Origin of the sequence: Paraburkholderia sp. NPDC080076 (assembly GCF_050281145.1) — a bacterium.
In the GTDB taxonomy this organism is placed as follows: domain Bacteria; phylum Pseudomonadota; class Gammaproteobacteria; order Burkholderiales; family Burkholderiaceae; genus Paraburkholderia.
The window spans coordinates 1,500,921-1,515,187 of record NZ_JBNNWQ010000001.1 but is presented as its reverse complement, the minus strand read 5'-3'; the positions used below and the strand labels follow the sequence as shown (position 1 = coordinate 1,515,187).

Sequence of the window (14,267 nt, the reverse complement as noted above, 5' to 3'; positions counted from 1 at the left end):
CTACGCATATCTCTTTCAAAGAGTCGATTGAGGTTTTAGCCGTAACCGGCGCGCTTTGTCGTGATGCCAGACGGACTGTGGGAGTGCGCACATAGCATTGTTGACTGGCGCAGTAATCTGTATGCGAGGGAGCGGGGCTCATCGTCAAGTACGGGGCATTGTTGGAATGCGACTGTTCGCCGGTGCCAGCCGGACGACAGCTAAATACGCTATGACGCGTTGTTCCAATACGGGGGCGCGGACGAATCGCGAGAACTTCTTCAGGGGAGGCGTGCGCATGTACGCGCGCGAACCTTTGTTTCACAACATATCGGAGCGAGTCGCTCAGACACGCATGTCGCGCTTTGGCGCGGCGCTCGAGGTCTTCACACCGGCGAGCGTTTTGCGCGCTTCTTCCCAACCTCGAGTTGAATTACGCGCAAAGCCTTCTCGGTCGTGAGACCGCGCCGGAGGAGTCGTCGGCGTTGACCGCTATAGCGGCTCGTCGCCGATGAGCGCGCGACCGTGTTCAGCATGAGTTCGGAATATCCGAGCATGAGCGAGGACGCGGGAGTCGAACGCGGCGAACAGTTCGCACTCGATGCGCTGTGCTCACACATCAAGCGGCCGCAGTTCCAATCGATTTCTGGCTGCATTCGTGCCGGACGTGATAGCGGATCTTCCCCCGGCTGGGCCTGATGGTGAAGAACGTCGACGGCGCACATACCGGTCTCGTCATCGAACCGCGAACCTCGCGACGGTCGCGAATATGCTCGCGCGCAGACTGACCGGCGCTTGCCGAGAATTGCGCGAGCAGTGTGAGTCGCCGCGCTTCCCATGCGCCTGGAACCCAGGAGTTTCAGGCGCAATCTCTCTTCAATTATTTTCTTTCAACCAAATTACTCATACGGTTAAAATCAGATTTAACTGACACAATGTGCGTACCTGATTATTCTTCATACGTTTAAAATCAACATCCAAAATCGTCGGTATTGACATCCATATAAATGGGGATGTTCAGGCAATTTGTTCCGTGTTTGGTAAAAAGTATGATGATATGACGTACATGTTGTAACAAGTGTGACGTAGAACTGACTTTGGTAATCTGATACGATTGTTAAAAGACGGTAATATTTTACCGTCTAGCTATTCTTCTGCTCTCATCGGCGCTTTGCGTCATCGAAATGCAGGTCTGGCGATACCTTCCGGAAGACCCTGCTTTACCAATCCTGAAGTTCTCTTTGCTTTAAGCGGAGATCTCTTCGGGAATTCGCTCGCACCTTCGCGTATTCGCATCGCCGAATACGCGGGGCAGTGCGTATGTAAGCGTTCGGGCTTTTTGCGCCCGTTATCTCGCTTAATTTCCCTTTAAACGCCTGTGCGGTCGAGGTCGTCTGCTTGGGTTTTGGCTTTTCGATCGCGCCGGCATAGTTGGAACGACTTGAATGATTAAGAATACACCAGCTGCAACACTCTCAGTTTCTGACACTCAACTCGCGGTCCGTCGTAAATTTCTGACATCGTTATTGGCCGGCAGCGGTGCACTTGTGCTCGCCGCATGCGGCGGCGGCAGCGATCCCGCCAATGTCGACGCGGTAGCGAACAGAGGCCGGCACGGCGGCGGTGCCTCGAATCCGCGCGGCGCCAGTTCCCCGGCCGGCGCGAGCACGCCGGCTGCGCCGAGCACGCCAGCGAGCACGCCGTCAAACACCGATGGCGTTCTTCTCGACACGTCTTTCGGCGTAAAGGGCGATGGAACGACCAACGATCGCGCCGCGCTTCAGCGCGCAATCGACGGCTCCGTCGGGCAGATTCTGCTGATTACCGGAAAGAGCCGGATTGATTCGGCCGGTCTCGATCTACGCACCAATAGCCATGTGCGATTTGCAAGCGGCGCTTCGATCAAGTTGCTCCCGCATAATACCGACACTTATGAAATTCTTCGATTGGCGGACGTAAGCAACGTCACGCTCGAAAGCCCGTATCTCGACGGCAGCAAGGAATTGAATTCGGCGAAGTCGGGTGAATGGGGAATGGGGATTTCGATTAATGGCGCGACGAATTGCACCATTACGTCCCCGACCACGATTAATTGCTGGGGCGACGGAATTTATATCAATAATAGCGATAGGCAGAGTAGTTCCTACAGCAAAAACATTACGGTCAATTCTCACCATGCGACCGGATGCCGTCGCCAGGGTGTATCGATTATTAGTGGTAGCGGGATTACGTTCAATACTCCGCTTTGGGAAAATATCGGAGGAACGCAACCCGGATGCGGTCTTGATATCGAACCGAACGATAATACCGCCGTGTTTGAAAACATTCGCATCGTCAGCCCGACGACGAATAATTGCGCCGGTGGCGGAATTCTCATTTATTTCGGTTTCTTGCCGGGTCCGGTCAACAAGACGGTCAGCATCAGCATTACCGGTCATACGGATACGGGCAGTCCCGGCGGCTCGTTCAACGTTCAGGGCCTCCATCTGAACGGCTACGTCGTGAACGGATCGATTACCAGCGCCAATCCGGTCTGGAAACGCGCGATGAGCCTGGAAGACTGGGACAAGGGCGGCCCGACGGTGACGGTCACCAACGCGCGCATCGGGTGATGTGAGTGTTAGTCGGTGGCGCGATGCCGCAATGGATCGCGCCCCGGCTGTTTAATCGTCTGGGGGAACATTCTCCAGAGGAAAATGGCGATAGAAGCTAAAAATCAGCGACGCTCCAGTTTGCCGGAATCATAGAAAAAGCCTTCTTGTCAGAAGAAATTCCTTGAGCAATTTCTCATCCGACAATCGATTCATATGTTTGGCGCGCAAGAGCTAAGTTGAATGCCCTATACCTCAGTTGAATCCGCCAGTCTGTTCGGTTAAATCCGCCAATCAAATAAAAAACGCGGCATTCTGGCGTTAATGGGCGAAGTCTGTGAAAAATCTCACAATACTATTTCCGCTTTATAGCTTCGCCGTATGGGTCCTCCGCGTTATTCAGTGCAACTTGGCGGCTTAGCTTTCCGTTCAAGGAACTGACACCCCGGCGCTTCGTGAGTGGACTTTGGTAATCGGCGAGCGCCTTAAGGCGAGGGGCGTCACACTGACCAGCCACTTCGCCGACCACCGCGTCGCAGTCTGCGGCACCTTATCGGTCACGATGCCGGCTTCGATGCATCGCGACATCGAGCTCGGAAATTCGCCTGGCATTGCCTTGACTTAGCGTAGCGTCGCCGAGACGGGCGGAGAACTGGGCATTCCCACATCCTGAAACCAGGCGGATCAGACATAGTGGTACTTCGCGTTTCGAGAACGCATAAACAGGGGAGTTGGACGACGCCGGGTATGTCGGGCAAGAGCGCAGGCACGCAGCTAGCCGGGCGATGATGTCCCGCTACTGGCAATTCGAAATTCCGCGCGGCGTCAGCAAGCCTTCATGCCGGATGCGTCCCATTTTCGGACAAGCCGCCGATCCCCACCCACACTAAGCGTCCGATTTTGCGACAGTGCTCCAGCACGCGAGCCATCTGGTCGCTGCGGATAACACCGCTTCCCATGCTCACGCGCCTTCTTAGGGTGGCGTGATCGCTTCCTTCTCCTTTGGCATGGACATTGCCTAGTCTGTGTCGGCCCCGCGCAAAAGCGCCGCTCGTATGGTTGGTGCATTTGCCGGCCATACATAAACGGAGGAGACAAAAGTGAAAGCTGCCGTGCTGCATCAGTACGACGAGTCGCTGACTCGCGAAGAATTCGTGCGCTACGAAGATGTCGACGATCCGAAGATCGAGCGACCCACTGATGTCATCGTCCGGATTGGCGGCGCCGGTGTGTGCCGCACCGATCTGCACGTCGTGGAAGGCATCTGGCGCAGCAAGGTCGATGTGACGTTGCCCTACATCATGGGCCACGAAAACGCCGGCTGGGTCGAAGAAGTGGGCCGCGGGGTGGAGAGTGTCAAGGTGGGCGACCCGGTCATCTGCCATCCCCTCGTGACGAGCGGACATTGCCTCGCCTGCCGGCGTGGCGACGATATGCACGCCACGGAGAGCCGGTTTCCCGGCATCAATGCCAACGGCGGCTACGCGCAATATCTGGCGACGGGCGAACGCTCGCTGATCCAGTTGCCGAAATCGCTCGCACCGAAGGACGTCGCACCGTATACCGACGCCGGCTTGACCGCGTACCGCGCTGCGAAAAAAGCGTCGCGCCATTTGCTCCCGGGTCAATTTGCCGTCGTGATCGGCGCCGGTGGTCTGGGGCACATCGGCATTCAGGTTTTGAACGCGCTTTGCGCGGCTGAAATCATCGTAGTCGACCGCTCCGAGGTCGCGCTGCAGCTTGCGAAGGATTGCGGCGCGCATCACACGGTCAAGGGCGACGGTGATGAAGTGGAGCGAGTACTCGAACTGACGGGCGGCAACGGCGCCGAAGCGGTAATCGATTTTGTGGGCGAAGGCGACGCCATCGCAAAGGGCCTCGCCATGACGCGCAACGCGGGCTTCTATTACATCGTCGGCTATGGCGGAAAGATCGAGTTGCCGACCATCGACATGATCACCAGCGAGAAGACGATCGTCGGCAACCTGGTCGGCACGTATCCCGAACTCGTCGAACTGATGGCGCTCGCCGACCGTGGCCTCGTCCATCTGTCAACCCGCGAATACCGTCTGAGCGAGGCGAACCAGGCGCTCAAGGATCTGCACCACGGCAAGGTCAAAGGCCGGGCGGTGTTGATTCCGTAGTCGCCTCGACGGGGCACCTCAACGTGGAGATTGCCGTGACTGTGGAGCGTGACGCAGCCTCGCTTTTCGAGCGCATGCGTCTGGTTATTGCACTGACCGAAGTCAATTCCCACCACTTGCGCGGAGAAAGCAGACGCGCGGGCGCGGAGATCGAACTGGCGTGCGCACTCGCTTGCGAGCAGCGCGACGGTGTGTCGCCAGAAGGAACGTCGCATATCGAGCAATTGCGCGAGCGCCTCGGCGAGGCCGAAAGCGCGTTGCGGGCGATCGAATCCGAGCGGGAGCGGCTTGCGAACGAGCTGGCTCGACTGGACAGTCGAGCGTCGTCTGAGACACAAGGGGGCTGGCAATGAATCGGATTCCGGTTACGGTGCTCACCGGCTTTCTCGGCGCTGGCAAAACCACGCTGCTCAATCGCATTCTGCGCGAGCAGCACGGTCGGCGCTATGCGGTGATCGTCAACGAGTTCGGCGCGATCGGCATTGACGGTGGTCTCGTCGTCGGCGCAGAAGACGAGGTCATCGAATTGAACAACGGCTGTGTCTGTTGCAAGGTGCGCGGTGATCTGATTCGCGTGGTGGCGGCGCTGGTCAAGCGCAAGGACGGCTTCGACGGGATCCTGATCGAAACCTCCGGTCTGGCTGACCCCGCGCCGGTGGTGCAAACCTTCTTTATCGATGATGAGATCCGGCAGCGCACGCGGCTCGACAGCGTAATCTGCGTGGCCGATGCCGCGCATTTGCAGGCGCGCCTCGCAGACAGCCGCGAGGCCGCGGAGCAACTCGCGCAGGCCGACATCGTACTGATCAACAAGATCGACCTCGTCGATCCGGCCGGTCTCGCTTCGGTTCAGGACGCCGTGCGGCGCATCAACCCGACCGTGGAATGGCGGACCAGTGTGCGCTGCGAAATATCGCTTGCCGCGCTGCTCGATCGCGGCGCGTTCGATCTCAAGCGCATGGCGCTCGCCACATCGGCGGGTGAGGGCGTTGAATCATCACGCGGCGAGCGGACTTACCACTACGTGCCGCTTCGTGCAGGCGCCCCCGTCAAACCGGGTCGCCATAGTCACGGTATCGACAGCGTATCGCTGCGTGTCGAGCGCCCGCTCGAACGCACGCGCTTCCTTTCCTGGCTGCAGCAGTTGGTGGTCGAGCAAGGCCAGAATCTGTTGCGTGCAAAAGGGATTGTCGATCTCGCCGGATCGGAGCGTCGCTTCGTGTTTCAGGGCGTGCACATGACGATGGATACGGATTTCGACCGGCCCTGGCGAGCCGGCGAACACCGTGACAGCCGCCTCGTGTTTATCGGCCGCAATCTCGACCGGCGCGAGTTGCGGGAGAGCATCCGGTACTGCGAGATCGACTCATGAACGCGCCTCCCGTTCTGATCGAACTGCTCGGGGCGTGTTGGGTTACCGATGCGTCCGTCGTCGAAGTGGTGTGGGACGCGGCGGGGCAATCTGCCGGGTTCGCCCTCGGTGACGGCACGCTAGCGCTCGCCACCGGTGTCTGGGACGGCGGCCCCCGACTCAAACCACGCGAGAGCGGCGGCGTCGAGGTCGTGCAGGCGCAGGCACCACCAGCGCCGCTCGCGCGCTTCAGCGTGCATGAGGGCACGTGCCTGGCCCTTGCCGCCGACCCTGCGGGCGGCTTCTTGAGCGGTGGTGATGATGGCCGTCTCGTCCATCTGCGGCTCGATGGCACGAGCGAACTCGTCGCGCATGAAGCCGGCGCATGGATCGACCGCGTGGCCGCCAGCCAGGCGGGTGGTCGAGTCTATGCAAGCGGTCGCCGGGTTCATTGGCTTGGGGCCAAACCTGCCTGCCTGATGCTGCCCGGATCGGCGACATCGCTGGCTTTCGACCCAACTGGTACACAACTGGCGATCTCGCATCATGGTGGCGTCACGCTGTGGGCAGCCGACACGCTCCGGGAGCGTCAGCTTGCGTGGCCGGGCTATCACCGCAACGTCGCGTGGAGCCCTGATGGCCGCTATCTCGTGAGCGGTATGGAAGAGAATGCGCTGCATGGCTGGCGGCTGCCCGACGGCGCGGACATCGAGATGGGCGGCTATCCCGGCCAGCCGCGCTCGCTATCGTTTTCCGCTGACGGCCGCTTTCTCGCCACCAGCGGCGGCATGCACGCAGTGTGCTGGCGCTTCGATCCGCCCGGCGCGAACGACGAACCACACGAATGCGGCGTTCTCGGCAAGGCGCCGGTAAGCCAGGTGGCCTGCCATCCGGCTCATCCGCTGATTGCAGTGGGTTATCACAGCGGTGCGGTGTTGCTGTGTCAGCCAGGCAGTAGCGACATTCTGTTTATCAAGGATTCCGGCAACAGTGCGGTCAGCGCGATGGCCTGGTCGCCGGACGGTGGGCGGCTCGCTCTGGGAACCGAGGCGGGCGAGTTGGCGCTGGTGTTTCTGCCCGACGAGCTGTTCCGCTTCGGACGCCGCGGATAAACGGGCGGTGCTTCCATCACATGTCAAAACGGAGACAAACATGCATAACGGACACACACCCAAAGAGCAGTTCTTCGAGCGCCTTGGCGCCGTGGCGGACGAGATGATCGAAGCGTACGGCAAGGACTTCGCGCTGGGCGCGCTAATTCTTACGGCACGCTTTGTCGCCGAAGGAAAAGAGCCCGACGGCGCTGCCCGAAGCGTGATTCTTACGGGTGAAAGCCACGGCAGCGTTGCGACGTAGCAGCGTGCCACGGTTCACCCCGTTAGCCGTCATTAAAAATATGGTATCCGAAATAATATAGACGATCGATTCAGCACCCGCCGCCCGATCCAAACGTCCCAATATCGGACAGCGTCGCGAGGCGGAGTTGTCGCAGAACACAACATGGCGCACTGCAAGAATTTCCGGCAAAAGCCCGTGCTCGTTACCAGGCTTGATGCGGAATAAAGAATTCCTTCTGGCACGCTTATCGCTCTATCAGTGCAGGTCAAACCAGAAGCGTCGACGTCACAAAACGCGAGCCGAAAACAGCAGGAGACACGATCAATGAAGACCGGCCCAACAGGCTTGTCCTTCCGTTCCTTCTCCCGAACTTTTTGCTTGCCAACGAGACGGCCCGCCCGTGTTGTTGACTCTGGTCCTGGCGGTAGCCGGCCCTGCCCGAAGCGTCGCATTGCGACAGTTATCGAAATGGAACTAGGAGAGCTCAATGTCTGATGGATTAACGCTCAACAAGATCACGTCCCAGCGCGGGATCAGCATTGGCGAAGCGGCACGCCGCGTTGCCGATCTCGGTTGGACTCCGAGTTACGTCCAGGAGGCCATGACCTTCCCGACGGACTACAAGATCAGCAAGGCGCCACGCGACCCGATGAAACAGGTGCTGCGCTCTTATTTTCCGATGCAGGAGGAAAAGGACAACCGCGTCTACGGCGCACTCGACGCGGCATTGCGCGGCGACATGTTCCGCAACGTCCAGCCCCGCTGGGTCGAATGGATGAAGCTGTTCCTCGCCATCATTCCGTTCCCCGAGATTTCTGCGGCGCGTTCGATGGCGATGCTCGGCCGGCTCGCACCGGGTGAAGAGCTACGCACCGGCTTTACGATGCAGATGGTCGACGAGTTCCGGCACTCCACGATCCAGATGAACCTGAAAAAGTGGTACATGGAAAACTATATCGATCCGGCCGGGTTCGATATTACTGAAGCCGCATTCGGCAAGTGCTATGCCACCACGATCGGCCGTCAGTTCGCCGAGGGCTTCCTCACCGGCGATGCGGTTACGGCCGCTAACGTGTTCCTGCAGGTGGTGGCCGAAACGGCGTTCACGAACACGCTGTTTGTCGCGATGCCATCGGAAGCCGCCCGCAACGGCGACTATGCGTTGCCGACCGTGTTCCTTTCGGTGCAGTCGGACGAAAGCCGCCACATCGGCAATGGTCACTCGCTGGTGATGTCGATCATCAACGATCCGGACAACCATCTGCTGCTCGAGCGCGACCTGCGCTATGCGTTCTGGCAGAACCACGCGATCGTCGATGCCGCCATTGGCACCTTCATCGAGTACGGCACCACGGACCGCGACAAGAACAAGGAATCGTACGCCGAGTTGTGGCACCGGTGGATCTACGAGGATTACTACCGCACCTACATGCTGCCGCTGGAAAAGTACGGCATCAAGATTCACCACGACGACGTAGCCGCCGCCTGGGACCGCATTGTCAAGCAGAACTATGTCCACAAAGTCGCACAGTTCTTCTCCGTGGGCTGGCCCGTCAACTTCTGGCGCATTGAAGCGCAGACCGAGAAAGACTTCGAATGGTTCGAACACAAGTACCCCGGCTGGTACGCCGAATTCGGCGACTTCTGGAAGTGGTACGCGAAGAAGAGCGTGCCGGGCGAAACCAACATGCTGTTCGATCAGGAAAACGGTTACGTGTATCCGCACCGTTGCTGGAGCTGTCTGGTGCCCTGTCTGATCCGTGAAGACTTCGTGGTGGATGAGGTCGACGGCCAACTGTATACGTATTGCTCGGAGCTGTGCCGCTGGACACATAAGGTGGCGTTCGCGCCGGAATACGAGGGCAGACCGACCCCGGCTATGGGCCGCTTCAGCGGACGCCGCCAATGGGAAGAGTGCTACCACGGCTGGGATCTGGCTGATTGCATCAAGGATCTCGGCTTTGTGCGCAGCGACGGCAAGACGCTCGTGCCGCAACCCCATCTGCGCTTTGACGACAAGCAGATGTGGACGCTCGACCACGTGCGCGGCAACACGATCCAGAGCCCGATCGTGCTGCTGCGCGCCATGACACCGGAGCAGCGCGAGAAACACATTGCCGAGTATCGCGCCGGCTTCAAGATCAATCCGGTGAATTGACGAAGCTATCCGATCCGGCGGCGCCTATACCGCCGCCGGACGGATCAGGAGCACAAGATGAGCGACACGCAAGAGACGAGGCACGAGATGACGGACACAGGCGACGACAAAGTATTCCATACCGTTTCCTTCGAGCCGGTCGGTGTGCAGATGTCGGTGGCGGAAGGCGAGACAGTGCTCGATGCAGCGTTTCGCCAGGGCATTGCGGTGATGCATGGATGCAAGGAGGGGCAGTGCAGCAGCTGCAAGTCGCTGTTGATCGAAGGCGATGTCGAACTCAAGAAGTACTCGACGTTCGCGCTGCCCGACTACGAACGCGAATCCGGTCACATCCTGCTTTGCCGCACGCTCGCCTATAGCGATCTGACCGTCGAGCTTCTGAATTATGACGAAGACCTGATGCGCCGCTCGATCGCGGTGAGCGAATATGATGCGACGCTCACGAAGATCACCGCGCTCACGCACGACATCAGGCTGCTGGAAGTGAGGTTGTCGAGGCCGTTGCGCTTTTGGGCCGGACAGTATGTCGACCTGACGATTCCGGGCGCGGGCATCACGCGATCTTTCTCGATGGCGAATACGCCTGACGGCGAATCGACGCTGAAATTCATCATCAAGAAGTATCCCAATGGTGCGTTTTCGTCGCAACTTGACGGTGGTCTGAGCCCGGGCGACAGACTGATCGCGAAGGGGCCGTACGGCACCTGTTTTCGTCGCGAGGACCAACCCGGACCGATGATTCTGGTGGGCGGAGGGTCGGGGATGTCGCCGCTCTGGTCGATCCTCAGCGACCACGTGCAAAGCGGCGAAGAGCGACCGATCCGTTTTTTCTACGGCGCGCGCAGCCGTCGCGATCTGTTCTATCTCGACGAGTTCGAGGAGCTGGAACAAAAGCTGCCGGATTTCCGCTTTATTCCGGCGCTCTCGAATGCCGAACCAGATGACGTCTGGACGGGTGAGACCGGCTTCATCCACGAGGTGCTCAGCCGCACCTTGCGCGAAGAGGCGCTCGCTGGCGAGATCGACGCCTACACATGCGGTCCTACCCCGATGATCGAGGCGGTGATGCCGGTTCTTCAGATGGCGGGTGTCGCGCCCGAGCGGCTCTATTTCGACAAGTTTACGCAGGCGGTTCGCTGACCGAATCTGGCAAAACGCCTATTCGAAGTGCCTATAACCGAAACACGATGGAGGACTAACATGAGTACGTTGGCAGAGCAGTCGCCAGTGAAGTCGGGCGCGGCCGGCGCGGCCCAGTTTTCCGGCTGGGACAGCCGCAAGTACAACTACTTCGAGCCGAAGGGACGCAAGGCGAGCCACTACGAAGACATGACAGTGGATGTACAGCCGGACCCGAATCGGTATCTGCTGCAAGACTGGATTCTTGCATTCGCTGACGGCACGCCAACATATTCGAAAACCTGGACGGCGGCCAAAAGCTCGGACTGGCATCGGTTCCGCGCGGTGGACGAAGAGTGGGAGCGCACCCATTACCAGCGTCAGTCGACCATTGTCGGCATGATCACCGGCGCGATCCAGAACGCGCGGCGCTCGGGTGCGGTAAAGCGCTTCGATAAAACCTGGATCAAGGTGCTGGAACAGCATCTGGGCGCATACAAGCATGCGGAGTTCGGCTTGGGCACGGCCACGATGCATGCGCAGCGCTACGGCTACACCCAGATGATCAATAGCGCCATCCTCACGAACGCGTCGTACAAGCTGCGCTTTGCTCAGGACTTGACGCTTTATTTAGGCGAGATCGCGTTGGACCTGCCCAACCTCGACCTCGATGCCGGCAAGCAGCATTGGCTCACCGACCCAATCTGGCAGGACACGCGCCGGGCGATAGAGACCATCGGCGGCGCCACCGATTTTCTCGAGAAGTACTTCGCCGTGAACATCGTATTCGAACCGCTCGTGGCGGATCTGTTTCGCAGCGGATTCATCATGCAGGTCGCCGCCTCGCAAAACGATTTTCTGACTCCGACCGTCGTGTCCGCGGCGGAAGGCGACTATGAGCGCAATCTGGCCAATGCCGTCGAACTGTTCCATATGCTCGCCAACGACCCGCAACACGGCGAAGCCAATCGCAAGCTGTTCGGCGAGTGGCTGGAAAAACACGGTGCGCTGGCCTCGGCGGCAGCAAAACAGTTGCAGCCGATCTGGTCGATTCCGCATGTGAAGACGGCCCAGTTCAACGACTGTCTGAACAGTTCCATAGAGCGGGCGGAGATGATCGCGAGAGAAATCGGCGTTCACTTTCCGTCGTCGATCCGCGCCTGAGCGCTTCTCGAACCCATCGAACCAACCGCGAAGAGGAGTACGCAATGTCAGTGCATACCGACAATATTTTCAAGTCGATGAAGGACGTCCGCTTCGAACAGACCATTTCGCATCAATGTGGCGTGACGATGAACGACAGCGTCGAAGCCCGGGCGATTGCCGAACTGATGTCCGCCAAGCCCGGCATCACGGTGACCTATCTGCCCGCGATGATCCGTATCGACGGGCAGGGCAAGATCGAGTTCAAGATGGGCGAGATCAGCGAAGTGCTCGGTCGCGAGATGACGCCGCATCTGTTCGAAATCTCCACCTCGACCCACTACGGGCGGATGGTGATGATCGACGACGAGACGGTGGTGCTGTTCGGCAATATGGACGATGCGATGGCTTACGAGTGAGCGAACACCCCGCCAGCTAATCAGGCGGCCGCGTGTCCTCAAAGGGCGACGGGCCGCCCATGCAACCAAGGAGACGAATGCCATGTATCGAACCACGGACGGTGAGGAAATCTTCGTCATCGACGGACACGTTCATCTATGGGACGGCAGCAAGGCCAACCTTAAAAACGTGCACGGTCAGCAATTCATTGACTGCTTCTACGCGTATCACTCGAACCTGAGCCCCAAGGAGTATTTGTGGCCGAAGGAGAAGTTCGACAAGTACGGCGAAGAAGCCATGTACAACGACCTGTTCGTCACGGGTTACGACGATATGGCGATCTGTCAGCCAACCTATCTGACGGACTTCTACAAGAACGGCTTCAACACGACCGAAGCCAACTACGTGCTCAAGCAGAAGTATCCGCACCGCTTTATCGTCAACGGCGCATTTGATCCGCGCGATGGGGAAGCCGGACTCGATCGTCTCGAGGAGCTTGCGTCCCTCTACAAGATTCAGGGCGTCAAGCTTTACACGGCGGAGTGGCGCGGCGACAGCAAGGGCTACAAGCTGTCGGACCCCGGCGTGCAGCGTTATTTCGAACGCTGCGAGAAGCTGGGCATCAAGAACATCCACGTGCACAAGGGACCGACGATTCTGCCGCTGAATCGCGACGCGTTCGACGTGGCCGATGTTGACGATGCCGCCACCAGCTTTCAGAACCTGAATTTCATCGTCGAGCACTGCGGCTTGCCACGGCTTGACGATTTCTGCTGGATCGCGACCCAGGAGACGAATGTCTACGGTGGTCTCGCCGTGGTGCTGCCGTTCATCCACACCCGGCCTGAGTACTTCGCGCATGTGATCTCGGAACTGCTGTTCTGGATCGGCGAAGACAAGATCCTCTACGGCAGCGACTATGGCATCTGGTCGCCGAAATGGCTGATCGAGAAGTTCATGGCCTTCGAACTGCCCGAGTCGGTGAGTAAGGAAACCGGCGTGCAGTTGTCGCTGACGGCCAAGAAAAAGATCCTCGGGCTCAATGCGGCGCGGTTGTACGGCATCGACATCGAGGCGCAAAAGGCGCTGCTGGAGGACGTCCGGCAACCGGCAGCGGTCGGCGCATGAGCACCGCGCGCGCTGTGCAAGCACCGGCTGTCGTCGTGTCGAGGGGCGCTGTCGACCGGGTCGCCGAGGTCTGGTGCCGGCTGGCGGCGGTCGACGACCCGGAACTCGATGAGTCGGTGACGGAGCTGGGTTTCGTCACCGCGGTGGAGGTCGACGGCGGCTCTGTATCGATCGGTTTCCGCCTGCCGACCTACTGGTGTGCGGCCAACTTCGCCTACCTGATGGCGGACGACATGCGACGGGCGATAGCGGCCTTGCCATGGGTGACAGACATCACGATCACACTCGACGAGCATATGTATGCCGCCGAGATCAATCGAGGTGTAGCCGCCGGACGGTCGTTCCAGCAAACCTTCGGCAACGAAGCGAATGGCGAAGTGGAAGACGTGCGGCGCATTTTTCTCGTCAAGGCTTTTCAGCGGCGGCAGGAAGCGCTTTTAAGCTGGCTGCTGGCGCAAGGCAACGAGCCTGCGATGCTGGTGCGCTTGAACATGGCGCAGCTGTCTGCGCTCGCAAGCACAAGCACGGACGACGACGGGAAAACCCAGCGCCTGGTCGCGCGCTATCGCGAGCGGCGTTTTGTAGTGGGGCGCTGTATCGACGAAGCAGAGCAGACGGATGAACCGGCTTTTATCGACACGGAAGGTGCGCCGCTGAATCCTGACGGGCTGGGTGCATACCTGCGCGCGTTGCGAAGGGTCGGCGTCAATGCCGAATTCAACGGCGCGTTATGCCGCGGTCTTCTGGCTGCCCGCTATGGCGAAAGCTGCACTCCGGCGTCAGCGGTCGAGATCAAACCGGTGCATTTCGTCCGCACTGTCGGTTCGAAGCCCGGAGGCACGTTCGCGCCACCACGAGAGACACGCGGCGCAGCAGAGTAAAAAACAGCAATCCGAACTAACCGGATCAGGAGGAGC

Annotated in this window: 12 protein-coding genes; all 12 read left to right on the top strand. The window is 59.4% G+C overall.

All coding sequences use genetic code 11. From position 1 onward, the window contains the following. Positions 1 to 1,424: 1,424 nt before the first annotated feature. The 12 genes from ACQKRQ_RS06780 to ACQKRQ_RS06725 all read left to right on the top strand — a co-directional run bounded on the left by ACQKRQ_RS06780 (position 1,425) and on the right by ACQKRQ_RS06725 (position 14,231). A complete protein-coding gene (locus ACQKRQ_RS06780; protein ID WP_427475862.1) occupies positions 1,425 to 2,591 on the top strand; it encodes a hypothetical protein in 1,167 nt (388 codons plus the stop codon). 1,079 nt (positions 2,592 to 3,670) lie between these two features. After that, positions 3,671 to 4,714, top strand: a complete 1,044-nt coding sequence (locus ACQKRQ_RS06775; RefSeq protein ID WP_408181352.1) for an NAD(P)-dependent alcohol dehydrogenase — start codon at positions 3,671 to 3,673, stop codon at positions 4,712 to 4,714. 35 nt (positions 4,715 to 4,749) lie between these two features. After that, positions 4,750 to 5,067 (top strand): hypothetical protein, encoded by a 318-nt coding sequence (locus ACQKRQ_RS06770; RefSeq protein ID WP_427475861.1) that lies wholly within the window; start codon positions 4,750 to 4,752, stop codon positions 5,065 to 5,067. Further along, complete coding sequence (locus tag ACQKRQ_RS06765) at positions 5,064 to 6,086, top strand: CobW family GTP-binding protein (RefSeq protein ID WP_427475860.1); 1,023 nt, start codon at positions 5,064 to 5,066, stop codon at positions 6,084 to 6,086. Before ACQKRQ_RS06770 ends, ACQKRQ_RS06765 begins: the two co-directional genes overlap by 4 nt. After that, positions 6,083 to 7,177, top strand: coding sequence for a WD40 repeat domain-containing protein (locus ACQKRQ_RS06760; protein WP_427475858.1), 1,095 nt, complete (start codon positions 6,083 to 6,085; stop codon positions 7,175 to 7,177). The genes ACQKRQ_RS06765 and ACQKRQ_RS06760 overlap by 4 nt, the downstream gene beginning before the upstream one ends. Before the next feature lie 40 nt (positions 7,178 to 7,217). Continuing rightward, complete coding sequence (locus ACQKRQ_RS06755; protein ID WP_132377162.1) at positions 7,218 to 7,421, top strand: hypothetical protein; 204 nt, start codon at positions 7,218 to 7,220, stop codon at positions 7,419 to 7,421. A gap of 469 nt (positions 7,422 to 7,890) precedes the next feature. Then, positions 7,891 to 9,561 carry an aromatic/alkene/methane monooxygenase hydroxylase/oxygenase subunit alpha gene (locus tag ACQKRQ_RS06750; protein ID WP_132377163.1) on the top strand — a complete coding sequence of 557 codons (1,671 nt, stop codon included), beginning with the start codon at positions 7,891 to 7,893 and terminating at the stop codon, positions 9,559 to 9,561. Positions 9,562 to 9,618: 57 nt separating this feature from the next. Then, a complete protein-coding gene (locus ACQKRQ_RS06745; protein WP_427475855.1) occupies positions 9,619 to 10,701 on the top strand; it encodes an NADH:ubiquinone reductase (Na(+)-transporting) subunit F in 1,083 nt (360 codons plus the stop codon). A gap of 60 nt (positions 10,702 to 10,761) precedes the next feature. Further along, positions 10,762 to 11,844, top strand: coding sequence for an aromatic/alkene monooxygenase hydroxylase subunit beta (locus ACQKRQ_RS06740; protein WP_132377165.1), 1,083 nt, complete (start codon positions 10,762 to 10,764; stop codon positions 11,842 to 11,844). Positions 11,845 to 11,888: 44 nt separating this feature from the next. After that, entirely contained in the window at positions 11,889 to 12,242 is a 354-nt protein-coding gene (locus tag ACQKRQ_RS06735) for an MmoB/DmpM family protein (protein WP_018434416.1), read from the top strand. 82 nt (positions 12,243 to 12,324) lie between these two features. Further along, positions 12,325 to 13,350, top strand: a complete 1,026-nt coding sequence (locus tag ACQKRQ_RS06730; RefSeq protein ID WP_132377166.1) for an amidohydrolase family protein — start codon at positions 12,325 to 12,327, stop codon at positions 13,348 to 13,350. Continuing rightward, positions 13,347 to 14,231, top strand: coding sequence for an iron-sulfur cluster assembly protein (locus ACQKRQ_RS06725; RefSeq protein ID WP_427475853.1), 885 nt, complete (start codon positions 13,347 to 13,349; stop codon positions 14,229 to 14,231). Before ACQKRQ_RS06730 ends, ACQKRQ_RS06725 begins: the two co-directional genes overlap by 4 nt. The last annotated feature ends 36 nt before the right edge of the window (positions 14,232 to 14,267 follow it).